This is a genomic window from Bacillus sp. RC240, assembly GCF_044907945.1.
In the GTDB taxonomy this organism is placed as follows: Bacteria; Bacillota; Bacilli; order Bacillales; family Bacillaceae_G; genus Bacillus_A; species Bacillus_A mycoides.
Window position 1 is genome coordinate 236,362 of the sequence record NZ_JBIYCT010000006.1, and the last position, 26,160, is coordinate 262,521.

28 protein-coding genes and 2 pseudogenes are annotated in these 26,160 nt (G+C 33.6%); 8 read left to right on the forward strand and 22 right to left on the reverse strand.

Going from position 1 to position 26,160, the window contains the following annotated elements:
• Positions 1–89 precede the first annotated feature (89 nt).
• From ABH955_RS20205 to ABH955_RS20215, 3 genes are all read right to left on the reverse strand, one after another.
• Positions 90–1,202 carry an RNA-guided endonuclease TnpB family protein gene (locus tag ABH955_RS20205; protein WP_404491557.1) on the reverse strand — a complete coding sequence of 371 codons (1,113 nt, stop codon included), beginning with the start codon at positions 1,200–1,202 and terminating at the stop codon, positions 90–92.
• Between the two features lie 11 nt (positions 1,203–1,213).
• Positions 1,214–1,612, reverse strand: coding sequence for an IS200/IS605 family transposase (gene tnpA, locus ABH955_RS20210; protein WP_085313153.1), 399 nt, complete (start codon positions 1,610–1,612; stop codon positions 1,214–1,216).
• Between the two features lie 87 nt (positions 1,613–1,699).
• Positions 1,700–1,960 carry a hypothetical protein gene (locus tag ABH955_RS20215; protein WP_404457128.1) on the reverse strand — a complete coding sequence of 87 codons (261 nt, stop codon included), beginning with the start codon at positions 1,958–1,960 and terminating at the stop codon, positions 1,700–1,702.
• Between the two features lie 203 nt (positions 1,961–2,163).
• On the opposite strand from ABH955_RS20215, the gene ABH955_RS20220 reads away from it, so the two are divergent.
• From ABH955_RS20220 to ABH955_RS20230, 3 genes are all read left to right on the forward strand, one after another.
• Complete coding sequence (locus ABH955_RS20220) at positions 2,164–2,397, forward strand: hypothetical protein (protein ID WP_002016601.1); 234 nt, start codon at positions 2,164–2,166, stop codon at positions 2,395–2,397.
• A gap of 224 nt (positions 2,398–2,621) precedes the next feature.
• Positions 2,622–2,867, forward strand: a complete 246-nt coding sequence (locus ABH955_RS20225) for a hypothetical protein (protein ID WP_002169373.1) — start codon at positions 2,622–2,624, stop codon at positions 2,865–2,867.
• 31 nt (positions 2,868–2,898) lie between these two features.
• Positions 2,899–3,876, forward strand: coding sequence for a CgeB family protein (locus ABH955_RS20230; RefSeq protein WP_404491559.1), 978 nt, complete (start codon positions 2,899–2,901; stop codon positions 3,874–3,876).
• Between the two features lie 125 nt (positions 3,877–4,001).
• Here the strand turns inward: ABH955_RS20230 and pseI are convergent, their stop codons facing one another.
• The 9 genes from pseI to ABH955_RS20275 are packed head-to-tail and all read right to left on the reverse strand — an operon-like array spanning position 4,002 to position 13,140.
• Positions 4,002–5,051: a pseudaminic acid synthase gene (gene pseI / locus ABH955_RS20235; protein ID WP_404457054.1), complete on the reverse strand. Its 1,050-nt coding sequence runs from the start codon at positions 5,049–5,051 to the stop codon at positions 4,002–4,004.
• Positions 5,044–5,604, reverse strand: coding sequence for a UDP-4-amino-4,6-dideoxy-N-acetyl-beta-L-altrosamine N-acetyltransferase (pseH, locus tag ABH955_RS20240; protein WP_003193069.1), 561 nt, complete (start codon positions 5,602–5,604; stop codon positions 5,044–5,046). The genes pseI and pseH overlap by 8 nt, the downstream gene beginning before the upstream one ends.
• Before the next feature lies 1 nt (position 5,605).
• A complete protein-coding gene (pseG, locus tag ABH955_RS20245; protein WP_404457050.1) occupies positions 5,606–6,706 on the reverse strand; it encodes a UDP-2,4-diacetamido-2,4,6-trideoxy-beta-L-altropyranose hydrolase in 1,101 nt (366 codons plus the stop codon).
• Positions 6,707–6,745: 39 nt separating this feature from the next.
• Positions 6,746–7,741 (reverse strand): cytidylyltransferase domain-containing protein, encoded by a 996-nt coding sequence (locus tag ABH955_RS20250; protein WP_404446653.1) that lies wholly within the window; start codon positions 7,739–7,741, stop codon positions 6,746–6,748.
• Positions 7,742–8,947, reverse strand: coding sequence for a UDP-4-amino-4,6-dideoxy-N-acetyl-beta-L-altrosamine transaminase (gene pseC / locus ABH955_RS20255; RefSeq protein WP_002069610.1), 1,206 nt, complete (start codon positions 8,945–8,947; stop codon positions 7,742–7,744).
• Entirely contained in the window at positions 8,947–9,909 is a 963-nt protein-coding gene (locus ABH955_RS20260; RefSeq protein ID WP_002204252.1) for a dTDP-glucose 4,6-dehydratase, read from the reverse strand. Before ABH955_RS20260 ends, pseC begins: the two co-directional genes overlap by 1 nt.
• The gene (locus ABH955_RS20265) at positions 9,906–10,931 is read right to left on the reverse strand and encodes an SDR family NAD(P)-dependent oxidoreductase (protein ID WP_002069606.1); all 1,026 of its coding nucleotides are present in this window, start codon (positions 10,929–10,931) and stop codon (positions 9,906–9,908) included. Before ABH955_RS20265 ends, ABH955_RS20260 begins: the two co-directional genes overlap by 4 nt.
• A gap of 33 nt (positions 10,932–10,964) precedes the next feature.
• The gene (locus ABH955_RS20270) at positions 10,965–12,368 is read right to left on the reverse strand and encodes a CDP-glycerol glycerophosphotransferase family protein (protein WP_404491561.1); all 1,404 of its coding nucleotides are present in this window, start codon (positions 12,366–12,368) and stop codon (positions 10,965–10,967) included.
• A gap of 4 nt (positions 12,369–12,372) precedes the next feature.
• Positions 12,373–13,140 (reverse strand): glycosyltransferase family 2 protein, encoded by a 768-nt coding sequence (locus tag ABH955_RS20275; protein ID WP_404457047.1) that lies wholly within the window; start codon positions 13,138–13,140, stop codon positions 12,373–12,375.
• Between the two features lie 307 nt (positions 13,141–13,447).
• Between ABH955_RS20275 and ABH955_RS20280 the strand changes: the two genes are divergently transcribed.
• Complete coding sequence (locus tag ABH955_RS20280) at positions 13,448–14,737, forward strand: glycosyltransferase family 2 protein (protein WP_016093943.1); 1,290 nt, start codon at positions 13,448–13,450, stop codon at positions 14,735–14,737.
• 362 nt (positions 14,738–15,099) lie between these two features.
• On the opposite strand, the gene ABH955_RS20285 is transcribed toward ABH955_RS20280, so the two are convergent.
• The 8 genes and pseudogenes from ABH955_RS20285 to ABH955_RS20320 form a co-directional block, all read right to left on the reverse strand.
• Entirely contained in the window at positions 15,100–15,300 is a 201-nt protein-coding gene (locus ABH955_RS20285; RefSeq protein WP_241139330.1) for a helix-turn-helix transcriptional regulator, read from the reverse strand.
• Positions 15,290–15,649: a DUF3796 domain-containing protein gene (locus tag ABH955_RS20290; RefSeq protein ID WP_241139331.1), complete on the reverse strand. Its 360-nt coding sequence runs from the start codon at positions 15,647–15,649 to the stop codon at positions 15,290–15,292. Before ABH955_RS20290 ends, ABH955_RS20285 begins: the two co-directional genes overlap by 11 nt.
• Positions 15,650–16,134: 485 nt before the next feature.
• A pseudogene (locus ABH955_RS20295) lies at positions 16,135–16,842 on the reverse strand (IS6 family transposase).
• A gap of 32 nt (positions 16,843–16,874) precedes the next feature.
• Complete coding sequence (locus ABH955_RS20300; RefSeq protein WP_003193050.1) at positions 16,875–17,039, reverse strand: hypothetical protein; 165 nt, start codon at positions 17,037–17,039, stop codon at positions 16,875–16,877.
• A gap of 117 nt (positions 17,040–17,156) precedes the next feature.
• Entirely contained in the window at positions 17,157–17,390 is a 234-nt protein-coding gene (locus ABH955_RS20305; protein ID WP_016097159.1) for a hypothetical protein, read from the reverse strand.
• Positions 17,391–17,736: 346 nt separating this feature from the next.
• The gene (locus ABH955_RS20310; RefSeq protein WP_404457044.1) at positions 17,737–17,934 is read right to left on the reverse strand and encodes a hypothetical protein; all 198 of its coding nucleotides are present in this window, start codon (positions 17,932–17,934) and stop codon (positions 17,737–17,739) included.
• A 761-nt stretch (positions 17,935–18,695) separates the two neighbouring features.
• Complete coding sequence (locus ABH955_RS20315) at positions 18,696–19,067, reverse strand: ArpU family phage packaging/lysis transcriptional regulator (RefSeq protein WP_003193045.1); 372 nt, start codon at positions 19,065–19,067, stop codon at positions 18,696–18,698.
• 138 nt (positions 19,068–19,205) lie between these two features.
• Positions 19,206–19,838 carry a Holliday junction resolvase RecU gene (locus tag ABH955_RS20320; RefSeq protein ID WP_404457042.1) on the reverse strand — a complete coding sequence of 211 codons (633 nt, stop codon included), beginning with the start codon at positions 19,836–19,838 and terminating at the stop codon, positions 19,206–19,208.
• A 101-nt stretch (positions 19,839–19,939) separates the two neighbouring features.
• On the opposite strand from ABH955_RS20320, the gene ABH955_RS20325 reads away from it, so the two are divergent.
• From ABH955_RS20325 to ABH955_RS20335, 3 genes are all read left to right on the forward strand, one after another.
• Entirely contained in the window at positions 19,940–20,104 is a 165-nt protein-coding gene (locus tag ABH955_RS20325) for a hypothetical protein (protein WP_000140898.1), read from the forward strand.
• 415 nt (positions 20,105–20,519) lie between these two features.
• Positions 20,520–20,735 carry a spore germination protein gene (locus ABH955_RS20330; protein ID WP_002161752.1) on the forward strand — a complete coding sequence of 72 codons (216 nt, stop codon included), beginning with the start codon at positions 20,520–20,522 and terminating at the stop codon, positions 20,733–20,735.
• A gap of 401 nt (positions 20,736–21,136) precedes the next feature.
• Positions 21,137–21,604 (forward strand): epimerase, encoded by a 468-nt coding sequence (locus ABH955_RS20335; protein ID WP_404457041.1) that lies wholly within the window; start codon positions 21,137–21,139, stop codon positions 21,602–21,604.
• Between the two features lie 70 nt (positions 21,605–21,674).
• Here the strand turns inward: ABH955_RS20335 and ABH955_RS20340 are convergent.
• A pseudogene (locus ABH955_RS20340) lies at positions 21,675–22,267 on the reverse strand (IS6 family transposase); the annotation flags it as partial.
• Between the two features lie 138 nt (positions 22,268–22,405).
• Positions 22,406–24,451 (reverse strand): sigma 54-interacting transcriptional regulator, encoded by a 2,046-nt coding sequence (locus ABH955_RS20345; RefSeq protein WP_147739938.1) that lies wholly within the window; start codon positions 24,449–24,451, stop codon positions 22,406–22,408.
• Between the two features lie 269 nt (positions 24,452–24,720).
• Between ABH955_RS20345 and ABH955_RS20350 the strand changes: the two genes are divergently transcribed.
• Positions 24,721–26,133 carry a YfcC family protein gene (locus tag ABH955_RS20350; RefSeq protein WP_404446771.1) on the forward strand — a complete coding sequence of 471 codons (1,413 nt, stop codon included), beginning with the start codon at positions 24,721–24,723 and terminating at the stop codon, positions 26,131–26,133.
• Positions 26,134–26,160 lie beyond the last annotated feature (27 nt).

Genomic DNA, 26,160 nt, shown 5'->3' on the forward strand with positions numbered 1-26,160 from the left:
CTCGGTTAGTCGTTACTTTTGATAGCTAACGAATTCGTCTTAAGACAGCCGAGCTAACTCCCTTGTTCCAAAGGTTATTTTATTGCTATTTATGCTAACGCTAATAGGCGTATTGCTTCATTTTTGATATTGATAGCTGCGTTATAATCTCTATCGAGATTTACACCGCATATGCAAGAATATACTCGTTCAGACAATGTCATATTTTTTACATTCCCACAACTGCTACATGTTTTTGTGGAAGGAAACCATTTGTCTATTTTCATAAATTGTTTTCCTTGTTCGTATAGTTTATAAGCTAAAAAAGAAGTGAACATTCCCCAACTATTGTCAGCGACACTTTTTCCAAAATGAAGTGCTTGCGACATTCCTTTCATGTTTAGGTCTTCAATAGCTACAACATCAAAATGAGTAGCCAACTCTTTAGACTCATGATGAAGGAAATTCTTACGTTGGTTAGCTACTTTCTCATGTAACTTAGCTACACGAATACGTTGTTTATTCCAACGCTCAGAACCTTTATTGCGTCTTGCTAATACTCGTTGTGCCTTTGCTAATCGGTCTAACATTTTACGATAGAACTTAGGATAATTGGCTTTCTCACCCTCAGAACTAACATATAATCCATCCATCGCAAAGTCTAATCCAACAACTGTTTCTACTTCTTTTTGTACAATCTCTTTTTCGTATTCAGTCAAGATGGACACATAGTATTTACCAGTAGGTGTCATAGAAATCGTACATGACTTGATCATATAATCTTGTGGTATCTCTCTATGCTGTTTGATACGTACCATTTTCAGTTTTGGCAATTTGATATGACCATTAAGCAACATAATATTTCCGTTTACTACATTCGTTGTATAAGACTTTCTGTCTTTTTTACTTTTGAATGTTGGGAAGTCATTTTGACCACTAAAGAAATTCTTATAGGCAGTTTGCAAGTTTAGTTGAGCATTTGCCAAAGCTAATGAATCAACTTCTTTTAACCACTCAAATTCTGCTTTATATTTCGCAGGAGTTGGAAGCTTTTGTTTCTTTAGTTGTTCCTTATCATCTTTGTATTTTTCGTACGCTTCTTTCCGTTCAGCTAACATTCTGTTATACACGAAACGTACACAACCGAAGGTTTTACGCATAAGATATGCTTGTTCTTCTGTTGGATACAAACGGAATTTATATGCTTTATTATGCTTTGTCATATCATTTCACCTCACTTTTCACCTTGATTTTCAATATATTTCTTTACTACATCTATTGGAGAACCACCAGTAGTTAGTAAGCAAAAACTTCTTGACCAAAACATCTCTTTCCAAAGTTTCTTTTTCACTTGTGGAAAGTCTCTCTTGATTAGTCGAGAACTTGCACTCTTATAAGCATTGATGAATTTTGTCATTTCTGTATTCGGATGTGCCTTGAACAAAATATGAACATGGTCTACATCATGATTCCACTCTACCAGTGTTATGTTGTAATTCTCGGATAACCTGATAAACATGTCTTTTGCATAATCTGACATATCATCATCAAACACATTTCTTCTGTATTTCACGACCAACACAAGATGATAATACAACAAGAACACTGAATGATTATTGCTGTCTAATTTCATTAATATACCAACCTTTGTACTTTATAAGACTGATTATATCAGAGGCAAAATAAAAAGCAAAGCCTTTTGGCTACGCCAAACCGAAATTCATCTCCCACCTACCGCTGGGCTACGCCCTTCACGCGCTTGAGGAAGGAGAATTCTTTCGAGGAATTCGTTAAAATAATATACTTGTCCCTTAATAGTTTGTAAGCCTGTTTGCATAACACCATCTTCATTAAAGTAGTATTTGTATCCATTTATAGATTGTAGGCCTTTAACCAGAGGGCCCTCTTTATCACGATAATACCAGTTTCCATCTTTTTGAAACCATTTAACCCAAGGATATTTCTCACTAACTTCTTTTATATTAAAATATTATATTTTTAAAAACAAATAACATCCAGGCTAACTAAAAAAGATAGATGTAAGTTAATATACTACTTTTACGTTTTTATATAATTCTAGTTTTTTATTAGTCCAAACATTTCATATTGTTACCACATACAATATGAAATGTTTGAATTGAATTGTATTATATTAATCAAAGCTTAAAGTTAGGAGGGCTTAATATGGCAGAATGTACAGGTTTGGCTTGTTTTTTATTCTCTTCGTGGCCAACAGGAACGGTTGTTACAATTACCACTAAATCAGGACAAATTATTGGACCTGCTACTTTTTCATTGTTCTTTCCGACTATTTGTGCGGTTGTATTAGTTGAAGAAGATGTGATAACCCCCTCTTCTACCAATACCATATTCATAAGTTGTGAAGATATAGAAAGTGTTACTTTAACCACCCCTTAAGATGCTTCAAGTGGTTAAAGTTCAATCCATAGTTAAGACATTCTAATGAATGTCTTAACTATGGATAATCTAATCAAAATGCTCCAAAATGTATTATTCCATTGTATCTATCATTTCAATAAGTTGCTTTAAACTGAATTTTTTCCCTTCTAAAGGTTACTTGTCTACACATCCCTCTACATACTTTCATATGATATAGTATATTGTTTAAAGGAGGGATAAATTTGTTCTTATGTAATTTATTTCGTTGTTCAGGTGGAGTCTGTAGTATTTTTAAAAATTTACAACCAGGCGAAGTCGTTACTGTGACTGGTAAATCTGGAAATATTATTGGACCTGCTATTTTTACAAATTTTAACCCTAATACTTGTATCGTCACATTAGAAGAGGAAAATTCAGTTACTCCTCCTACTACAAGTATTACTAAGATCAGTTGTAAAGAAATAGAAAGTGTTACATTTATCTCATAATATATTTTAAACCTAAAGCAGGGATTGAAATATGAAACTCTTATACATTACTTCTGGTTACTCAAAAATCTATCAATATCTAGATCAAAGCATACAGAGAACACTTATCGATCAAAATTTCGAATGGTTAGCAGTACAGCCGAGTGAATTAATAGAGCAATTGGATTTCATTATAACAACGTTTCATCCTGATATTGTTTTCACCTTATTAGGTAATCATCTACCACAAAAAGCAATTCAATATTTTAAAAAAAGGAACATTAAATTAGCTGTCTGGTTAACAGAGGACCCATTTTATATAGATACCTCTCTTCTTCTATTAAATAACTTTGATTTTATATTTACTATTGATAGTGAAGCACTTAAATATTATTCAGGTTTAGGATATACCAATGTATACCACTTACCATTAGCAACTAATATAGATGTATTTAAGCCTGGTCTAAGAAATTCGAAATATAAAAGTGAAATATTGTTCATTGGATATCCTTATCCAACCCGAGTAAAATTGATGCAGTTTCTTTTGGAAAAAACCCCTTATCACTATACTGTTATTGGTCAACACTGGAGAAATAAGTTAATTAAAAAATGGAAAAATCACCGAAGAATTAAAATTATAGAAGAATGGATTCCACCTCAAGAAGTTGCACTCTATTATAATAACGCTAGTCTTATATTAAACCCTCATCGTAGTCATCTATTTTCACAGAATAAAAATAAAAATAAAGTAAAAAATAATACCATTAATAATCGTACGTTTGATATTGCAGCTTGCCAAGGCTTTCAAATTATTGAAGAAAAATCTGACCTTTCATCTTTCTTCAATAAAGATGAAATTATATCCTATAATAGCTTTGATGACTGTTTAAATAAAGTATCTTTTCATTTGAATGATACGATTTCGAAAAGATTAATGGTCGAAAAAATTCATACAAAAGTTATTACACAGCATACTTTTCATGAGAGAATCCATTTTATTACGACTATTTTGCAATCACAACTTCATTAGGTTATTAAATTAAAAATATCTTTTCTTCTATAATCATTCTGAATAAATTAAAATGCCTTTTCATTAAATTGAAAAGGCATTTTAATTTATTCAACGAATTCCTAGTAGTATCTTATTGTACCCTATCAAATAAGATCCCACGAAACAGGTGTTCCTTTTTCAATGTCCTTATTCGCTTTCTTTCCGATAATTTTGGATAGGTGTTTTGGTAATAAGCCATTACCTGGTCTAATAGCTTTAATATTTTCTATCGTGAAAGCCTCTCCCGCTTTTATGTTTTCTACAACATATAATGACCTTCTAAATTTTAAAGAATCTTTTTCTAAATCAGTAGGGCCATAATATACTTTCCCCAAAGATTCCCATGCTTTTTCAGTTTCGCTTACTAATAATTTAAATTCAGCAGGTTCCATTGAAAAATCAGCATCAACTCCTCCATCCGATCTCGAAAGCGTTAAATGTTTCTCAATTACTGTGGCTCCCAAGGCGACACTCGCTACAGATACTCCTACCCCAAGTGTATGATCAGACAAACCTACTTCACATTTAAATAACTCCTTCATATGAGGTATCGTAGCTATATTTGTAGATTTCGGAGATGCAGGATACGTACTTGTACATTTTAATAGAATTAATTCTTTACATCCCTCTTCTCTCGCAGCTCTTACTGTTTCATCTAATTCAGCAATAGAAGCCATACCTGTCGAAATGATTATTGGTTTTCCTGTCGTTGCTACTTTACGTATGAGGGGAATATCAGTATTTTCAAAAGATGCGATTTTATAACAAGAAACATTCAATGATTCTAGAAAATCTACAGCAGTTTCATCAAATGGAGTACTAAATGGTATCATTCCTAATTCTATACAGCGATCAAAAATGGGTTTATGCCACTCCCATGGTGTATATGCTTCTTTATATAAATGATAAAGTGTTTTACCTTTCCATAAGTTTTTCGTATCCTGAATTAAAAAATCACCATTTTCTATATTTAAAGTCATTGTATCTGGTGTATATGTTTGAATTTTAAATCCTTGTGCTCCAGCCTCTGCTGCTGCCTCTACAATTTGCAAGGCTCTATCTAATGATTGATTATGATTCCCTGACATTTCTGCAATAATAAATGGTGGCGAGCTATTGCCAATCTCTCTACCCCCGATATATAAATTACTCATATTTTTCACCTTCAATTTCTTTTTTTATAGCTTCTTTCCTTTCCATCCATTGTTCATAAAAAAGGGTCATTGTAATAACGTCGATAAATTCATTATCCCTGAAAATATGGTTCACATGTCTTCCATCTTCCTGGAAGCCGAGTTTCTGATGAAAGTTTAAACTAATACGATTTGATTCTAATATTTCTGCACATACTTTTTGTATGCCATTTGTTTCAAAAATATAGTCTAATGCTACTATACCTAATACAGTTCCAGCACGCCTTACACTCTGTTTGTCTCCTATATAAAATCCCCAATTACAAGTTCGATCTATTTTATTTATTTTTGTAAAATTAACAAATCCAATTGGCTTTTCTTTATATATTAGTAATCTTGCAATCATTGTTTCATCATATTTTAGTTTTTCAAACCATTTATAGTGTTCGTCTATTGTTATTTTATGATCTTCGTACATAACAGAACGAATTTCTTCTGTATTCCTCCACTTTAAAATAAGATTTAAATCTTTCTTTTCTATACATTTCAAATGGAATTTTTCAATGTTTAACATACTATCCTCCTAAAATAATTTTTGTTATTTCATCCGAATTACTGGCACACTTTATGGCAAGAGCTTTATTAGACATTTCTCTCACTTTATCTGAATCTGTTAAAAGTTTGTTTAGACATTTCGTAATGGTTTCATCTGAAACACTTTCAGATGTACCGATATTCCATGTAGCTCCGGCCTCCGCAACAGCTTTGGTTACTTCTATTTGATTTTGTGCAGTTGTAATTGTTATAGAAGGTAATCCAAGAAAACAGCGCTCCCATGTTGTTGTGCCCCCAGCTCCTATCCCTAAATCCGCTCGTATCATAAACTCTTCAATATTCTCTATTTGACAATAAAATGAAGCGTTTGAAATGCTCTTGCAATAATTTTGAATATCTTTCTTATGAGGATTTTGGCTTCCTACCACTACATCTATTTTTAAAGTATCACTATTAATATTTTGTATAGCTCTTAACGTTTTTAATGTCTCATTCGTTACATCGTGCCCACCAAAAAATATAAAAATATGTTCAACCGCACCCGTTCTTTTTCGTAAAAATTTCTTAGCAGAATGGAACTCTGGCCGTAATATGGCATATTTAGGTCCTAATTTTATTAAAGAGTGCTCTGGTATTAATTCTTTATAGCGTTCATTAAGACTTTCGTATAGATTTTGATCTAATAACAATTCACAATCATGTACTCGATCTGCAAGATCGTCAATTACCATAATCTTTTTTACAGTTTTTTTAAAAACAGTCTCCCACTTTTTATCTAACCCATAATGATCAACTATTAACCAATCAAATTGGGGGAGTTGAGACAAAATGTCATTGGTTTGTTGTGCATCAACAAACCAATGACATTTTAGCCAATTCAAATAACTCCCATATACTGTACTTGAGAATTCAGTATTTTCATCATTTGTATCTAATAAAAATACGTGGAATCCTTTACTTAAAATATATCGCTGAAGATCACCTTGTAGCTTACGACAAATGAAATAAATTTGAGCACCTTTATTCTGTAACTCCTGAGCCAATGTTAAACAACGCATAATATGACCCGTCCCTATTTCAATAGATGCATCAGCACGAAAGACAATTTTTTTCTCAAGCAAGTTACTCCCTCCTCGTTAAAAGTACTACAATTTATTAATTTATAATTTTGTTTCTCTATTTAGCTCATCCACTAATGATTGTTGATTCGCCCATTTCAATTTCACATGACTATTGATTTGAATGAGCTCAGGATTTTGAAGGATGTAATCTTTTATTTGCTGAAAAAATACAGGTTCGTCTTTTACATTAAGATTTTTATAAAGTTCATTAAACATGTCTAAATCTGGTTGTTCATCTAATGTTAACCTCCAAGAAGGATAACACAATGGAGGAGGAAGTTTTACTATATTGACCCGGAATAAATGAGGGTTATTTATAAAATAAAATGGAAGATATTCTGTATAGTTTAAAGTTTTTGGGGCTTGTAGCAAACGTTCAATTGCTTCTAATGTGAAAATATCGCCTGCTGTTCCGACAGGTAACGTACTTAGCTGTGCTTGTGTATAATCTGCTCCACTTTTCAAATGTTGCTCTAGTAAATAATTATTGATTTCTGGTGATACAACTGGGCAATCTCCTGTAATCCGCATAACAATGTTTGCATTTTCTTGTTTTGCAGCTTGGAGTATGCGATCTGCGGTATTTTCTGAATCACCTCTGAAAATTTTAACCTTCCCACCTAGATCAAATTTTTCTAAAGGATCATCTTGTGCTACATCTGAAGTAGCAAGTATGACTTGGTGTCCCCCAGGAATAGCTAATGCATTTATAAGACAGCGTTCAATAGAAGGGATTCCATGTATTGGCAATATTGCTTTTAAAGGCAACCTAGTAGATTTTAATCTACAAAGTACAATAATTACTACTTTAGGAGGTTCAATAACCTCTTTCGTTAATGGAGTTCCTGCTTGCAAATTATATAAAGCTACTTGAGGTAATAATTCCTCAAACTGAAGCTGGTTCAGTGCATTTTCAACGCTACCTAGTTCCATATCAACTTTATTAGCTGTAATGATTTCTCCTTTTTTTATATCAACTTTTGTTACTGCTCTTAACAACTTTTTGTTTCGCAATTCTAATAACACCCCTTTCATTTAATGTTTAGCAACTCTATAAAACGAAAGAACTTTTCTTACTGCTTTTATTACATCCCCTACATCACCTTTTGTCATTTTAGGAAATAGAGGAAGTGTAATAATTTCCTCATATAAATTTTCGGCTTGTGGACAAAGGCCTTTTCTATAACCCAAATTTTGATAAAACGGTTGTAAATGTACTGGTATATAGTGCACATTCACACCAATATTTTCTTTTTGTAATGCCTCATAAATTTCTTTTCGATTACCCTTTAATAATTTAGTATTTAACCGAATGATATAAAGGTGCCAACTTGAGTGGGTTTGGGGCAATTGCTTTGGTATGATGATTTCAGGTAAACTATTAAATTCTTTATTATAAATGTCTACATATTTCTTTCTAATCTTAATAAAAGAATCTAATTTACTTAACTGTGATAAGCCAAGAGCAGCCTGTATATCAGTCATCCTGTAGTTGTAACCCAAAAATTGCATTTCATAATACCAAGGCCCATGATTATCAAGAAGTTTTTGAGGATTCCTTTCAATTCCATGTGTACGAAATTGAACAAGCTTTTCATAAAGCAAAGTATTATTTGTAGTAATTACTCCACCCTCTCCTGTTGTAATATGTTTCACAGGATGAAAGCTAAACATTGTCATATCACCAATTGAACCAATCTTTTGGTTTTTATAAGTGGCTCCTAATGCATGTGCTGCATCTTCAATGATAATCAAGTTATTCTCATTTGCTATTTTTTTTATTTTATCTAATTCTACAGGCTGCCCAGTAAAGTGTACGGGAATAATAGCCTTTGTTTTGTTTGTAATCTTTTCCTCTATAGACTTAGTACTGATATTGTATGTTTCATAGTCTATATCAGCGAAAACTGGCTTTCCACCCTGGTATAAAATACAATTTGCACTTGCTACAAATGTCATTGAGGTTGTAATTACTTCGTCTCCCTCTGTGATTCCAGCTGCATAGCAGGCAGCATGCAAAGCAGCTGTACCACTTGAAAAAGAAACAGCGTAATTTGCCCCAACGTATTTTGCTATAGCCTCCTCAAACTGTTGAATCGTTGGTCCTGTCGTTAAAAAGTCTCCTTTTAATATATCTATAACTGCCTGAATATCATGGTCATCAATTTGTTGTTGACCATAAGGCAAATATGTTCCTCTAACAGGATTTCCCCCATGTATACCGAGAATTTCCCTGGCCATTATTCTTTCTCCTTAGGGTTAATTTTTAAAGATTTAATCCACTCTTCTGTTTTAATAACTCCATCTTCTAAAGAAACTTTCGGTTCCCAATTTAATATTGTTTTTGCTTTTTCATAGTTACATAATAATTTTTGAATTTCACTTTGTGGATGGATATGAGTTACATGTTGAATACTTACTTTATTTCCCGAAATCAATTCTGCTAATTTATTAATTGATATATCTTGTCCTGTTCCTGCGTTGATAATATGACCATTTGCTTTAGAAGAATAGCCTGCTTTCACAACGAAATCTGCACAATCTTCAACGTATAAAAGGTCTCTCGTTTGTTTCCCATCTCCATAAATATTTACTGGTATTTTATCTAATTTATTATTTATAAAAATGGCAACAACCCCACCTTCACCTCCAGTTTTCTGGAATGGCCCGTACGTGTTAAATGGACGAATTACCACAACTGGAAGCTTATAAGCATAATAGTAAGATAGAACCATATTTTCAGCAGCTATTTTTGATCCAGCATATGGAGAAGCTGGTTTAATGGGGTCTAATTCTGATATTCCTTGTGCATTAGTAGCTTTATCATATACCATACAAGTACTCATAAAGACCATTTTGACATTATGCTTATGACATTGTTCTAACAAATTAAAAGTACCTATTGTATCATTTTCAAAAGTCGTTCTAGCATCATCTATACTATCTTGAACATTAATACTTGCTGCTAAATGATAACAAAGGTCAAATGAATGATTTTTAAATAATTGGTCAAGCAATTTTTTATCTTTAATATCTCCTTGTATACATTGCTTCAAGTTTAAATCATAAACGAACTCGATAATATTTGCTGTAGTTGAATTCGCTAAATTGTCTAATATCCATACTTCATGCTTATCTTGCAATAATCGCTTTACAACCCACCTACCAATAAATCCTGCACCACCAGTTACTAATATTTTCATAATTTCTCCCCTCCTGCTAGTAGTTGCTGGTTTATAATCAAATTTCTAAGTTCTTCTTTTGAAATCGCATCTTGATGATCTGAGCGATAAAATCCTGGCTTCGCTCTATTGGCATTTTCATATTGAGCACCCTTTTTTAGTGGACTTGGTATGATAAACATATCCGGTAATTCAAAAGCCTGTAAAGATTCATCATGTGTCATAAGTTCTTCATACATTTTTTCACCAGGTTTTAATCCAATTTCTTCAATCTTAATACTATCCTTGGACAAACTATACAACTTTGTAACTTCTTCTATCATCACTTCACTTAAATCTTTTAATGAAATAACTGGCATTTTCAATATGAAAGTTTCACCGCCCTTTGCTATTTTCATTGCTTCAATGGTTAACATCGTTGCTTGTTTCAGTGTCATCATAAATCTGCTCATACTAAGATCAGTTACAGTTATTTTGTGATTTTCTTTAATTTGATTTTCAAATAAGGGAATAACAGAACCTCTCGATCCCATAACATTTCCGAAACGTACACTTGCAAATATTGTTTCACTAGATCCTTTTGAATATTCCGCTGATGTTATCAATCTTTCAGCTGTTAGTTTTGTTGCACCATAATTATTTGTTGGTGAAATTGCTTTATCAGAGCTTGTGAAAATCACCTTTTTTACTTTCTGGGCAATTGCTGCTTTTATTACATTTTGTGTTCCAAAAATGTTGGTCAATACCGCTTCAAACGGATTATATTCACAAAATGAAACATGCTTCATCGCCGCAACATGGAACACATAATCAATATTTTCCATTGCGCTATATAGGCGATCATAATTTCGAATATCCCCAATTAAATAGCGAATATTTTGATTTTTATCCCTAAACTCTTCTTGTAATAAAAATTGATTATATTCACTTCTACTAAAAATTCTTATAACTTTTGGCTTTCCCTCTAAAACATTAGAAAGAATGCTTTTTCCAATTGTTCCTGTTCCACCAATAATTAAAACGTTTTTATTTTTAAAAAACATAGATATGAATACCTCCTCTTTTTAAAATAATGTTTATCCTTGTGCGCTTTGAATTAAGCCTTGCAACTTTTTGGCGCTTACTTCTTGTGGATAATTTTCACTAATAAATTGTTGTCTTAATTCTTTTGCTAGATTTGACTGCAAAGAATCGTTTAGGACCTTTTCAATCGTGCTCACCATATCTTCAATAGAGTGATTTACAAGCCAATCTAATTTATCATAATACTTATAATCTCTATCCTCTAATAACGATTTATAAACAACTACAGGTATATCTAATAACATTGCCTCTAACCCAACTGTTGAATTAGAAATAACCACAAGATTCGCATGTAAAATAACATCATACATGTTCACTTCATTTGTTATATATTTAACATTAGGATATACGTTACTTAACCGAACATATTCTCCCACTAGGTTACGCCCTTTTTCCCAAGGATGAGGCTTTATAATAACTGTGATATTTTTGTCTTTAACTAATTTTTCTGTCAATTCGATATAAAATGAAGTTTTAAATGGCTGGGTTGCAATAAAAACTACTTTTGTAGAGGGGTCTATTTTTAATTGTTTAAAAAGATTCTTTTTATCCATATATACCCTATCGAAGATATCATCATATCTGGGATGCCCTATAACCTCAATTTGAGATTCACTGACCCCTTTTTGAAGGTACCAATCTCGTTCATATCTTCCATATACAACCTGTTTTGTAGCGAAAACTGGAAAGTATGCTTCTTCACCCATTATCGCACCATGCTGAAGACAATAACTCGGTATCCCTTCACTTTTAGATAGAAAAGTAAGAGCTCTGCTTGCTATATCCTCCGTTGTGCCAACAATCACACCAGAAATAACTTGTTCTTTAAATATGAAATATGCCATATTAAGTTTCTCAATCATAATAGGGAGGTCACTGAGTAATTTTTTTTGAAAAAACATGTTTGAAAATAGTGGATGTTTATTAAACTTTGAATAAATTTTTTTAGCCTTTTCGATGAAAACATGTGCAGTATTAGGGGCTTTATTTATATAATCTGGTGCACAAATTGTAGGAAGACCATAAAGTTCTGTCTTTTTTGATCTAGTTAATATCTTTGTATGATTTGGATTAAAGTGAGTAAAATTACTTACTGAAAAACGGAGATAATCTGAATTCAGGAGAATCACTCCATTTTGATTTATTCTTTTTATCTTTGATTGAAATGAAGACATTCTTTTTTCAAACTCTAACTGCAACTGTGTTTCCTCTATAGGTTCAATTGACAGTTGTTTATAAAAATCTTTTTCTTTCATTTTATTTTTTACATCTTCGTCCAAATATTGATAGAAATTACTCAGTAATGGTAAAGGAACATTATAATGCTTTAATTCAGAAAAAACATTTATATATTCTAGATTTAATAACCAGTAATTTTTCAAATAGATGTCACTCAATATTTCACCCTCTTTTTTTTCTTAAGTCTTCTCTTAATTCTTTACATGTTCTTTGTGATGGTAATAATTGTACAAATTCATTTTTTTCTTCCGCAAATAACTGCGCATGTATTGAATGTGAAGTAATATAATTGATATCTAAAATTTCATTTAAAGGATAAAAATCCCAATAATGATTTAATCTCCAAAAAAAGCGTGCATCTCCTATACGATAAAACTGAGGGTCTTCATCCCAGTAAGTACTCCACCTTTTTTCAAGAATCGGCAAAACAGATGCTCTATGCATTATAGAACAATGATCAATTGCGCATGGCGCATTATTAGTGACTTTTTTTGCAGGCCTTTCAACAGTTTTGATAGGTAAATCTGATTCATCTAGATGGATCGTTTTTGATGCAGAATATACAATTTGAACATCTTTATTCTCATCAAGATAACTAGACATCATTTTAAGTCGCTCTTTTTCGTATTGATTATCATCTGTAATATAAGTAATATACTCCCCTTTTGCATGTTTAAGTGCCTCGTTAATTAAAGCAGCATATCTGACTTTTTTTGTTCGTTCAGAAATATGGGCTACATTACTTTTATAAAAGTGTACATTTTTCTTGTTTATGAATGGTTGAATCACTTTCTGAGTCCGTTCGTTAGAATCATCATCCATAATAAAAAGTTCAAAATCTTGGAAAGTTTGGTTTAATACACTTAATATCGATTTTTCTACAAATGTGGGCTTATTATAACTCGTCATAATAACTGTAATTTTAGGCAAATATTACTCTCCTCCTTATCATTAAATAAAAAATAGTTACGTTATTATATAAAGAGAAAGGACGAACCGTTCCGATAATTTTAAAAAAGATTTATATATGTAATAAAATGATAAAGTAGCTATTTTATTTGCCCATGCATCTTTTTTATAATCCGCTATAGTCTATACCATATCTATGAACAAGTAATAAACTATTTAAGTACAAAAAAGAAAATATCAATAGTTAGAAACAACTAACTCCAAAGATTCAATTAATATTCACCTGAAAATATTAAGCTATCCAAAATTCTCACAAGAGGTGACAACTTTGAAACCCCTAATTTCAATTATCCTCACTAGCTATAATAAACCTTCTTTAATTAATCAAGTTATTGAAAGTGTTCAGATGCAAACTTTTAAAGAATGGGAACTTTTTATTATGGATGATAACTCTTATCCAGATACTATAAATATCATAAAAAAGTATTTAGATGACCCTCGAATTTATTATAAGAATAGTTTTATACAAGGTAATGAAAGATATAAAACCACAAGATATGCAACGCTCATTAATGAGGCGCTTCCATTAACATGCGGAGATTATATTTGCTATTTAACCGATGATACTATGTACGTTCCAAATAGATTAGCTGAAATGTTATCTTTCTTACAAAAAAGTCCTGAAATAGATGTGGTGTATTCTTCTCAGCACGTAAAATGTGTTGATTATAATCTACAACCTACTCATGAATATGTAAGAAAAGCCTCGGAAATTTTATATACAGCTGCAAATGTTGTGGATCACTGTTCAGTTATGCATACAAGAAGAATTTTATTAAAGGTTTATCAAAAATACAGTAATTATTGGGAGACCGATCCTCTATATTGGTTTAACGGAGATGCAATGTTTTGGAAACGTCTAAATACATTCCAACCTTTCTATCCTATTAACAAAGTGCTCGATATTACTTTCAAAACACCTTTTTCCTTCCAAAATCTATATGCCAACCTCCCATCTAAAGATTTAAATGGTATATTGCTTAGAAATTCACAAGGTGACGTATTTTTAGTTGATAATTATAAACGTAGGCCCATATCAAAAGAAATGCTTTCTTACTTCAAATATAATCAAAATCAAATTGTCCCAATACCTGAACCATTCATTTACAAATACACAGAAGGACCACCTATATCTCTTACAGAACCCATTCCAAATTTACGTGTTGTAAAAAACGAAAAAGGAGAATTATTTTATATAGAAAATAATCAAAAACGTCCATTTATTAACACTACAGCATTTCGCAAGTTTAAATTTTCAGCTCAAGAAATTATTAAAGTTTCGCAACGTAGTTTAGATGAATTTTCAGATGGACCACCTATTTACCCGAAATTATCTAATTACACGATTCTACCTGAAGGGAAAGTATTTATCTATCATCACAATTATTTCATTATGACAGATCGCATGCTTCACCCAATAGATAAAGATATGTTACAAAAACTGTATCTATTAAAGAACTGTATACCGATTTCAAAAACTAGCTTATCCTACTTTAAAATTGGTCCTCCTATTTCATCATATCCATCTCACTTAGCTGAAGAGTACCAAGAAGACTGACAAACGAGATTGTGCCAAGAAGGACTATCCCCATGCCCATCAACTTAAGAAAAGTAAGCACCCCAAAACAAAAAAATGAGCTGTTTTCTCAAAATATCTACCTGTAGAGAAAGAAAGTTTTCATTTAGGGGGTACTTCAAAACCTTAGCTTGCTAGTAGGGGTCACCATCTTATTGGTTTGAAATAAAGTTTAATCAAAAAAGCTCCACAACCCCATATTATATGGTAAATAGGAAGACTCCATTTTGAAAAAAAATTAATCAAAATGGAGTCTTTTGTTAGAAATCTGAATTTAGTTTTTATAAAAAAGATTGATCAAAGCTCATGAAGATATCTATTATAACAGTTAACTTATACCTAATTTATTCTTCAAACCAAAACAGAACTTCAATAGGTGCTTTTAAAACCTTCGCAATATCATAAGTAAGTTTGAATGAAGGGTTATATTTTCCATTTTCGAGATTGCCAATTGTTTCCCTTCTAACACCAACCTCTTTGGCTAAATCTTCTTGAGACATAGTTAACTTTACTCTATATTCTTTCATTCGAGTTTTAAGTGGCATCTTGCATCCCTTTCTTTTCTCTACGTTCAAATATTTCTAAATTAATTACAAAAGTTCCTAATGGTATTACAACTGCAAGTACAACGAATAATCTAATTACATGTACATCTGCAAAAATAACGATACTTAAGATTAGTAAAACACCCATTACTAATGCCACGAAAAATGAATTTGTGGCAGCAATGCGAACATGTAGGATAAAAAGTTCATCTGGTATAACTTTTGCATATAAAAAGAAGGGGAAGAAAGCGAAAAAGTAATATGTAAATGATGTTTCACCTAAAAATGAAAGAGGACCTAAAAGTCCTAGAAATCCAATAAACCCCAAGTAAGCCAGTTTGTTTTTCATGTGAATTCTCCTTTGTGATGTATTTCGCACTTATTGTTATAAATATATCACATCGATTTGAAAATAAAAAGGACTGAAAACAGTGCAACTTTTTTATAAACGTCGCGACTTTACTCAAAACATCGCGTCTTTTTTATAAACATCGTGACTTTATTTAAAATCAACACATCTATCAATATTAGTAATGCAGATAACATCATCCTATCGAATAATAAGAAATATATATAATGCCATACTTCATCATTATTGCATGCTTGTTTCTTTCATCTTTCACAACAAATTCTATATGATAATAGGTGCACTTCTTCTCTTCATGAAGTTTTGATGTACCATTATGACTCTCTCAATTCTGTCAAAACAGTCACTTCTTTTTTTTATTTTTTCTTTCTCAAATAGTTCTGATTTTCCCATTGATTCTTTTAGGTTCTGGTGCAAAAATAAAGTAAAAGAGAATAAAGCATATATATTCCTAACGGAATCGTATCTTATGCTACAAGTCCAAACAATTGATGGACGAATTCTTTCTGATTTTGGATAGACTGGTTCCGTAAATTAATCTGTTCTTTTTTAATCATATGCATGGCTTATACTCCAGAAAGAATGGATATAGCTGTGTCAAAAGATTTGAGCCCTAGCATAGAACGGATACGCTTCTTTATAAAGCGATGATCTTGTTCTACTATATTATTCAAGTACTTTTGTTGTCTAAGTTGCATACCATCAGGTATGCTTTTTTCTTTTTTCAACAGTTCAATTTCTATTGGATAAGCCGGATTCTTATCGACTGTTATCACACGTGGCTTTGATACATGAAAAGACCGCAAAGCTTTCTTGAAAAAGCGCTTTGCAGCCTTTCGGTCTCTTGTTTTGCTTAAACAAAAATCGATTGTGTTTCCTTTCGAATCAACAGCACGGTACAGGTACATCCATTGCCCTTTAACTTTTATATATGTTTCATCAACTCTCCAAGAGTCATTGGTTTGCTTAAGGTGACGACGAATTCGTTTGTCCAATTCCGGGCCATACTGATGAACCCAACGCATAATCGTGGTATGAGAAATAGATAAGCCCCGTTCCTTCATCATTTCCACCAAATCACGAAAACTGAGGTTATACCGTAGGTACCATCTTACCGTTAACAAAATTATATCAGGCTGATAATGCTTCCATTTGAACAAATTTTCCTTTTTCATACTGATCACACACCTTTTCTAGAGTAGTAATATCAGTATGTCCAAGTTTTATAGATTTTTTGCACCAGAACCAGCCAACCCGTTCCTAATCCAAGTGAAAATACTGGAATCCCTATAGGAAGTAGTGCTTTGAAAAACTCCCACTTGTAGTACCAAATAATCTCTAAAACATCCTTAAAACTTGTTGGACCCCACATTCCCCTCACCCCTTATCATCCCCTTAACAACAAACAAGACGGCAGCGCCTACGATAATTGCTATTGGTTTAATCACTACTTCACCAACAATCCTAATTCACGTAGGATTCCTGAGAACTAATAACCATACGCAAAACCTACAATACAAATTCCTGGAGTGTATCTATGTTCTAAATCTTCATTGTACGTTTTCTTATAATAAGCTAGTTTAGAATCAATGTTATGTTTGTCGTTAATAATTACTTCATCGCTAGGAAATCCATCCATTTCAATCTGAACAGCTACATACTCTGCTTCTTCATTTACAGCTTCATTAAAACACTTTTCTAATTCCTCTAATGTTACACCCACCATTAACCTTCTATTTAAATGTACATTTTGCTCAATAAAAAAGAGCACCCACGTCAGTAGATGCTAAAATATGTGAATGAACTTCTCGATGAGCATTGAATAGGATATAAGCGATTAACTTGTCCTATACTATATGATTTCTTTATCAAAATAGTTCATCAAAAAGGCACCTTATCCAGGTGCCCTTTCGTGAACATAGAGGTAACACTAAAACGCAGCAATAAACTTGATATCGTGGTGTGTCAATATCATTCTATGCTCGATATTCCCTAATATGCTTAATGGTTAATGTGTAATTTCTATATAACAAAGAAAAAAGCACCCGTTTTGGATGCTTTTTTTGTATTTAATCCTTCTTCTCTTTTACCACTAAAGAGAATACATTGTCCAAATTAACCATACGATCTCCAAATCTGAAGAATCTAGCTTCTCTTGCTTGTATAGAATTTTCTATAGCAGCAACTGTTACTGTCTTTTTATACTCAATTTCAAATTCGTATTGTTTACCATCGACTGCTTCTATGCTTATTATAAATTTTTTCATTTACTTATTCCCCACCTCTCCCAATCTATCTATTCGACAGAAAAGAAGAATATCCTACAAAACAAAAAGCCATCACCGAAGTGACAGCTCCTGAAGGGGAAGAGAGAGAACAAATGGCAATAAGTATCTCTTCAAGCCTCTGCTATTCTAGATACTCTCAGTCTTCTCGTTTATACTCCTTAGAGTCGGCTACTTAATGTCATTTTCGCCAATGTCGAATTATAAAAGATTTATATCCAGACGCATATGTTTCTTCCTACGCCTTGTTTGAACCAACACATAAAACTGAGGGGAATGTTCAGCTGTATTGGCTCAAACAAAGAGCGGAAGCTCTCTGCTCGGTTAATCGTTTAAGAAGAACAGCCTGACTTATATCGGTGATTGTCGGTAGCAATTACTAATATAATTTAGACTTTCCTTCTTTTATGACATGCAGTTCATTCAATCAAACCATCATATCCAATTGGTGCCGATCTAGTTTTAACATAGAAATCAAGAAATCCACATGACAGGCGTGGTTTTACTACCTATGAGCCTACAAACGAAAGGTGGAACGCTTATACACTCAATAAGAAGTAAAATATAAATAATTTCGGGAAGCTCTTATCCCCTCTAGCCTCCGCGTCACCGAGTAACGTTATTATAATGGGAACGCTATCCCCAAAACGTATTCTCTTTTCAAAGAACTGTTTATAGGAATAGCTTATAATTTCCGGCATTTTATTTAGTCCCCAAAAAAGTTCGCCTTTTGTTCGCGTTTTTTAGATAATCCCTAATGCTGTAGCAATCAGTTTCACTGCACTTTGCTTCTTCTCATAGAAGTAAGTCTTCTTGAGTAGTAGGTCATGATAAACATCTGAATCTTTTACTCTTTCATTCGTTAAGAACTTCATTGTAATAATGTCTCTTTCTTCCTTATCTAAGATATGCTCCAAAGTCTTCTCCATCTGTTTTACCTTTAATTCGCTTATTCTTCTTGAATTTCGTATCTCTGGAAACAAACTGATTCCTTCTTGCTCCACGTCATTGCTGAATCGCATCTTGAGTGCTCTGTATTCCTTTAATACGCTTACTACTTCCTTCTGTACTTTCTTATCATCGATATCCGGTAACAAAATCAATTGTCTCTCCAAGTCGGAATCCCCCTATTTCAAATTTTGGTTTTTACATTCACATCAGATACGTGAAATTTTACTATCTAACTACTGAATAAGAGAACATCGCGCATTAACATAGCCCCACCACACTATTGCAAGTTGTTCCGCTATCCATTAAGCCTTTAGCAATTTACGTTTCTTGTTGTTCATCTTTTCTTTTGCTGCTTCAATGTTATTCGCTATCCTTGTATAGTCATAATCAATTTGAATCATGCCCTCTAACATCGCTGGAATTATTCCTTGTTCATCGATGTATTGCAAGTAATCAACTGGCGCTCGTTCTGTCTGATCCACTAAGTATCCATAAATATCAAAGTCTGCTCTCGGTATAGACTTCTTACCTTTTGGTTGCTGTGACATTCTTATATAACATCGAATCGCTGATAGTGGTACCACGAATACTGACTTGTCCTTGCTAAATTCAATAAGGAAGAAACAAACCGCTCCCATCTTCTCTGCTTTCTCCAGGTAATCCAACTGATGCTGCACAATGTTCTTTAAATCCAATCGTGTAGCATTCTCTGTGGACTTCGCTTCAAACGCAATAGCTCGTCCCTTATAAACGCCATCATAGTCCACTGTACTTTTAGCTTCATAGAATCCATTTAATACACGGCCGCCTTTACTTTTTAACACCTTCACAGGAGTTGGACGCTTGTTTATAAGCGCCACTCCCCCTCTTTGATACATTTCATTCACTAGATTAATAAGCATTTCAAATGCCATTCCACGGTTTCCTAGTCCCATTGTTATTCCTCGCTTTCTATTCAAAGGATTATTTTATTAAGTTTCTACAAAATGGTAATTATTATATAATTAAACTATTAAAATCTTAGGTGGTGATGCAAATGACTGAAACAATCCGAATTGCTCTTTTCACTCTTGTAGGAATAAGTGCCATATTTTCTGTAATTAAAGAATTTCAAAAACCAGAAAAAAGAAAGTTTTGGATTACATTCGAAACTTTAATTCTAATCGGGGCAGCCTGGATGTTAATAGGGCTTCTCATGTAACCTACATAATTAGTAAATCCTCTGAATAAAACTCAATATTCCGTCAATACTGTAGATGACATTAGATTTTTCTCCTTGTTCCCCCTTGGAGATGAGCAGTTAGTTTTTGCTAACTGCTCTTTTATTTATGACAAAGATAAGATTCTTTAGAATGATTCTTCTTTATTTCTCAATATAAGGAACCTTGGATTTTCGTTAACAATCCTGTAATATATGAACAAAGAGTAAGGTAAGAGTTACTCTTTGCCATTTTAGGAAAGGTTCTGTTGGAGACAACAGGACCTTTTTTCGTAAAAGGATTATTTTGTTATGTTTTCTAACAAACTTCATTTCAAAATTTTCAGATCCAGATGAACCTCTAGACGCATACACCATATAATAATTTAAATACTTCTTAATAAAGCAGGTGAAAACTATGCCATCTGTTGTTGGAAATCTGGTTGTACAAAATAGTAACGGTTCTTTCAACTTAGGCGATTTTTACAACGTTTCTCCAAAGGAAAATACAAAGGCTTATAATGGTTCAGGATCATCCAATGTTGCTTTTGTTGCCAATACCTTTAGCGGTGTTAGTGCAACAAACACATACGATTCTGATGTTGCAGACCAAAACCAAGTTGGGACAGTCTAGAATTGTTCATTTTCCTCTTCCTCCCCTGAATAAAACTCAATATTCCGTCAATAATATAGATAGGCGATAGCCAGAACTCATTTAATGAAGTCCCTAACCTTTCTCCTTTCCCCCTTGGAGAACCAGCCGAGCAGTTAGCTTTTGCTAGCTGCTTTTTTACAAATACTAATTAATTTATCCAAGCACATTTTGAAAAATCCCGTATGATTTGGTGTACCCTTTCTTTTAAGTGAATGAACTCGTCACGAGAGCACTTTATTAAGTGCTCTTTTCGTGTTTCAAATACATACAAAGTGAAATTTTTGTTTAAAACCATCCTTATTTTTAGCTATAGTCTTACTAACACTTTTGTGTTAAAATCCTCTAGAATATTGATCTTTATATTATTTTTTGGAGGATTTATGAATAATCAAAACAACAATGGAACAAACAACATCAGTAGACTATTGGCAATTTTTCTAATAGTATCACCACTATTAATACCTATTGTTCTCCCGACAGCTATAATTGTAGGAATGAAACAATGGATGCCTGATGACGTTGAATATCCAAGTATAATATCACTATTGACATTATGTATTGGATTTTTCATAGTAGGAATCATCTTCTCTTTAGTATTACGAGTATTCAAATTATCTGAGGAAAAGCTAAAAGAATTAGGTTTCTTAGGGTTTACAATTTCAATTGTTAGTACCTTCCTGACGATGTATGTCGGATATTTTTGGCTAGCTAATCTTAATTTTACAGCTGTGAAATTAACCCCCCATGCTGTATTGATTTTTGCTATTTTATCTACGGTTCTTCTAGAGGCTATCTTTAAATTAATCGATAAATTTGATACCTCCGATGAAAGAGAATCAATAAATTAAAATTCAGGATTCTGGTGCAAAAATAAAATATAGGAGAATAAAGCACATATATTCCTAACGGAATCGTATCTTATGCTGCAAGTCCAAACAATTGATGAATGAATTTTTTCTGGTTTTGGACAGACTGGTCCCGTAAATCAAGCTGCTCTTTTTTAATCATATGCATGGCTTCTACTCCAGAAAGAATGGATGTAGCTGTGTCAAAACATTTGAACCCTAGCATAGAACGGATTCGCTTCTTTATAAAGCGATGATCTTGTTCTACTATGTTATTCAAGTACTTTTGTTGTCTAAGTTGCATACCATCAGGTATGCCTTTTTCTTTTTTCAACTGTTCAATTGCTATAGGATAAGCCGGGTTCTTATCGACTGTTATAACACGTGGCTTTGAAACATGAAAAGACCACAAAGCTTTCTTGAAAAAGCGCTTTGCAGCCTTCTGGTTTCTTGTTTTGTTTAGGAAAAATCAATTGTGTTTCCTTTCGAATCAACAGCACGATACAGATACATCCATTGACCTTTGACTTTCTCATACGTCTAATCAATCCGCCAAGAATCATTGGCTGGCTTAAGATGCTGCCGTATTCGCTCATCTAATTCAGGACCATACTGGTGAACCCAGCGCATGATGGTTGTATGAGCAATAGATAGTCCACGTTCTTTTATCACGGTTAATAGCATTAATTTGATCAAACTTTATTTGAAAACTACATTAGGGGATTACTTGCAAAGTTTGCACCAAAATCTGTAATGGCTAATTATATCATTTCCATTCACAATCAAAATATAGGAATGATTTCTTTAACAATACACAGCATACTTTGATTTAAGAAAATACAGATACTCTATTCCGGCATCAGTAATCTTTGTACCGGCTCGCCCTCTTCCTTTTACGACAAATCCTTCACTTTCTAAAATATCCAGGCGGCGACGGATTTGCTGTGGGGATAAAGCAAAGTCTGATTCTTTGCTTTTACTTGAAAGCAGATCTCTGCTTGCCGCCTTTCCTTTTTCGTTACATTGCTTGATTACTTCCAAGATAAAAACATGCTCCTTCATTTCCAGTATACTTCCACATACGGAATATTCGGATTTCACGCTGCCCCCCTCTTGTCCCAGCATGGACGGAAGATCTCCTTTCGTCACGACATTTCCCTCACAAATTGTCAGCATATAATCAATTGTACTTTTTAATTCTCGTATATTTCCAGGCCATTCATATTGCATGAAATACTCCAGCACATCTTGTTCTATCTTTACCCATTTTCCGCTCTTTGTGATGAAATGCTTAATCAAAATTGGTATATCCGCTCTTCTCTCAATGAGTGGTGGAATGCAGAGATTAAGTACATTCAACCGGTAAAATAAATCGACTTTGAATGAACCGGCCCTTATCTTTCCTTGAAGATCTTTATTTGTTGCGGTAATCACTCGAACATTAACAGGTATAATTCTTACACCACCGATTCTGCGGATTTCACCCTCCTGCAGAACGCGCAGCAGATGTGATTGAACAGTAAGACTTATGTCCCCGATTTCATCCAAAAAGATAGTTCCGTTATCCGCTAATTCAAACAGACCTTTCTTGCCCCCCTTTTGTGCTCCTGTAAATGTCCCTTCTTCGTAACCAAACAATTCACTTTCAAGCAGGCTCTCTGTTAATGCGCTACAATTTACAGCCAGAAACGGTCCGTTTTTTCGCAATGAATGCTCATGAATAGCATGGGCAAACAGTTCTTTTCCTGTTCCTGTTTCACCCTGAATTAAAATCGGATGTTCCGATAAGGCAAGTTTCTTGGCGATTCGCTTACGCTCTTTCATTACAATATGTTCGCCGATAATATCCTCAAATCCGTATTTTGTATGAAATCCTTTATTACGCATTTCTCTTTGCGCTGTTTTTTCAATTTCAAAAGCTTGATGTACACTCTTAAAAGTTGCGACAATTGTATTTTCTTGCATCATTTGCAAACGAAAAATTACGACATCCACGCCATCTATGTCGAAGAACTTGCTTTCATCCTTTCCATTCATGATGAAATCGGTAATATCCCGACGACTCATCACATGTTCTACATACTCATTAACCACATCTTGCGCCACAATATGAAACAATGCCGTAAGACGTTCATTGAATACCGTAATCCGCCCTTCCTGGTTAACGACTAATATTCCATCATCGACAGTTCCTAACACATTTTGGATGTGTTCACTCATCTGCTTAGCATCCCGCTCTGCATGTAATAACTTACGTTGTAATTCAATGATATTGCTAATATACCTTTCTGAAATCTTCGAGGATATATCCTTGCTCAAACCACAACATTCTACAACTTCCAGAATTGTTGTCATATCAAAAAGACGTACACCTATATCAATTACTTCTTTTATGTAAGAAGGGCACAGATGTGTTTCTCCTGGCGAAACAGCAATTCGAACATCATCATAAAACAATACCCCCTTCCGAAAAGGGATAAATTGAATATGATTTATACCAAGTTGATATAAGGATTCAATAAGATTTATTGTTGCATCATCATTATCATTCACCACTAGAACTGATGAATCTTCAGGTATTCTTAAAAGTTTATCAATGTATTCATGATGAACTGTTCTCTTTCCCACAATTATTTTCTCAGCATTCACGCTATACATACCTTTTGTTTGATCATAAACAGAAGCTGATGAATACAAAATAATTGTATCTTCAAGAGACTGCGGTATTCCCTCATCCGCAGCATGGCTTTTAATATAAACATAGTCTCCAAGCAATTGTTCTAGTTGCTCCTGTAAGGCTTGCGTTGTTTTTGAGCTTCCAGCTATAAGTGTAAGTGAGGATTTTAACATTAAGACACCTGCCTATATTTAAATTGGTTCTATTATATCGCCAAAAAAGGACAATAAAAACCAAAATCTCTACTCTTGCCATAAAAATCTCCTTAAAAATCACACTATCAATATTGGCACACATATTGCATATATAAATTAATGAAGTGTCCGAGGTTATGAAAAGGAGGGAAACAGCAGAATACGAGAAAAGAACATGGTCTATTAGCGGTATTTTTGTAAGCGTTCTATTTCAATCCATTTATTTTAAATACAAAGGAGGAACACATATGAGCCAACTACAAGAACAGGCTGTTTCACTTGGAAAAAAAGAGAAAAAAATTAATGTTTTTGTATTGCTATTCGGCATTCTCGTAACAGCGACTCTATTAACTTATTTTTTACCGACCGGAGAATATGCACGGATTGAAGTGAATAACCGGACTACTGTAGACCCAAATTCTTTTAAATCAATAGAATCTGCTCCGGTCGGATTTTTCGATATGATAAAAGCTGTTCATACAGGAATGGTAGAAGCCGGCAATATTATATTTTTCTTATTGATTATCGGAGGATTTTTTGGTGTCTTAAGAGCAACAGGTACGGTTGATGTGCTTATCGCTACAATGGCTAGGAAGTTGGCGACGCGTGAAAAACTATTAATTCCTGTCGTGACGCTATTTTTCGCTGTAGGTGGCTCTTTAATGGGGATGGCGGAAGAAACACTAGCTTATCTTCCTCTTATCATTCCGCTGGCGTTGGCTCTGGGATTTGATGCAATTACAGGAACTGCTATTGTCATAGTAGGAGCATTGTCAGGGTTTACAACTGCCATCATGAATCCTTTCACAGTAGGGCTTGCACAAGGAATCGCAGAATTACCGATGTTCTCAGGCATAGTGTTTCGTCTTATTTTATTTGTTATCATCTACCTTGTTTCAGTTCTTTATATCTATCGTTACGCAATGAAGGTAAAGAAAAATCCTTCTATAGGAATCTACGGAAAGTATACAAAAGAAGACGCGGAAAAACTACTGCAATCAAGTGGAAAGTTAACAACAAGACATAAGTTCATCTTAGGAGCTTTTGTAATTAATTATATCGTTTTGGCGTTTGGTGTAATCAAATTCCAATGGTACATTACAGAAATTTCATCTTTATTCCTTTTATTGACAATAACGATTGGGATCATCGGAAAACTATCTGCAGATCAGATTGTTAACTCCTTTATCAACGGCTCTGCATCCTTGCTCGGTGGTGCTTTGATTATCGGTGTATCGCGCGCCATTCTTGTTGTATTGAATGAGGGGCATATCGTTGACCCTATGCTGCATCAATTATCTGTATCAATCAAGCATATTCCGGACTATTTAAGCGTTGTTGGCATGTACAATTTCCAAGCTCTTATTCATTTTGTTCTAGCATCTGGCACTGGTCATGCGATGCTGACAATGCCGATTATGGTGCCACTTGCAGACTTATTGGGTATTACACGCCAAACTGCAGTGTTATCGTTTTCTTTTGCTGACGGAATCGGAAATATGATTTTTCCGACCGCTACGACCTTAATGGCAGGCTTGGCGATTGCAGGAATTTCTTGGACAAAGTGGGCAAAGTGGATTCTGCCACTTGTATTCATTCACTATCTCATCGGATTAGTAGCTGTTATCATAGCTCACTTCATAGGATATGGTCCATTCTGATATAAAACGAAAAGTATTGACAGGAGG

Excerpts from the sequence above, each read along its gene's own strand:
- ABH955_RS20205 (WP_404491557.1), bottom strand. The coding sequence starts at position 1,202 with ATGACAAAGCATAATAAAGCATATAAATTCCGTTTGTATCCAACAGAA.
- tnpA (WP_085313153.1), bottom strand. The coding sequence starts at position 1,612 with ATGAAATTAGACAGCAATAATCATTCAGTGTTCTTGTTGTATTATCAT.
- ABH955_RS20220 (WP_002016601.1), top strand. The coding sequence starts at position 2,164 with ATGGCAGAATGTACAGGTTTGGCTTGTTTTTTATTCTCTTCGTGGCCA.
- ABH955_RS20230 (WP_404491559.1), top strand. The coding sequence starts at position 2,899 with ATGAAACTCTTATACATTACTTCTGGTTACTCAAAAATCTATCAATAT.
- pseI (WP_404457054.1), bottom strand. The coding sequence starts at position 5,051 with ATGAGTAATTTATATATCGGGGGTAGAGAGATTGGCAATAGCTCGCCA.
- pseH (WP_003193069.1), bottom strand. The coding sequence starts at position 5,604 with ATGTTAAACATTGAAAAATTCCATTTGAAATGTATAGAAAAGAAAGAT.
- ABH955_RS20250 (WP_404446653.1), bottom strand. The coding sequence starts at position 7,741 with ATGAAAGGGGTGTTATTAGAATTGCGAAACAAAAAGTTGTTAAGAGCA.
- pseC (WP_002069610.1), bottom strand. The coding sequence starts at position 8,947 with ATGGCCAGGGAAATTCTCGGTATACATGGGGGAAATCCTGTTAGAGGA.
- ABH955_RS20260 (WP_002204252.1), bottom strand. The coding sequence starts at position 9,909 with ATGAAAATATTAGTAACTGGTGGTGCAGGATTTATTGGTAGGTGGGTT.
- ABH955_RS20265 (WP_002069606.1), bottom strand. The coding sequence starts at position 10,931 with ATGTTTTTTAAAAATAAAAACGTTTTAATTATTGGTGGAACAGGAACA.
- ABH955_RS20285 (WP_241139330.1), bottom strand. The coding sequence starts at position 15,300 with ATGCCACTTAAAACTCGAATGAAAGAATATAGAGTAAAGTTAACTATG.
- ABH955_RS20290 (WP_241139331.1), bottom strand. The coding sequence starts at position 15,649 with ATGAAAAACAAACTGGCTTACTTGGGGTTTATTGGATTTCTAGGACTT.
- ABH955_RS20300 (WP_003193050.1), bottom strand. The coding sequence starts at position 17,039 with ATGTGGGGTCCAACAAGTTTTAAGGATGTTTTAGAGATTATTTGGTAC.
- ABH955_RS20310 (WP_404457044.1), bottom strand. The coding sequence starts at position 17,934 with ATGAAAAAATTTATAATAAGCATAGAAGCAGTCGATGGTAAACAATAC.
- ABH955_RS20320 (WP_404457042.1), bottom strand. The coding sequence starts at position 19,838 with ATGGGACTAGGAAACCGTGGAATGGCATTTGAAATGCTTATTAATCTA.
- ABH955_RS20325 (WP_000140898.1), top strand. The coding sequence starts at position 19,940 with ATGACTGAAACAATCCGAATTGCTCTTTTCACTCTTGTAGGAATAAGT.
- ABH955_RS20330 (WP_002161752.1), top strand. The coding sequence starts at position 20,520 with ATGCCATCTGTTGTTGGAAATCTGGTTGTACAAAATAGTAACGGTTCT.
- ABH955_RS20335 (WP_404457041.1), top strand. The coding sequence starts at position 21,137 with ATGAATAATCAAAACAACAATGGAACAAACAACATCAGTAGACTATTG.
- ABH955_RS20345 (WP_147739938.1), bottom strand. The coding sequence starts at position 24,451 with ATGTTAAAATCCTCACTTACACTTATAGCTGGAAGCTCAAAAACAACG.
- ABH955_RS20350 (WP_404446771.1), top strand. The coding sequence starts at position 24,721 with ATGAGCCAACTACAAGAACAGGCTGTTTCACTTGGAAAAAAAGAGAAA.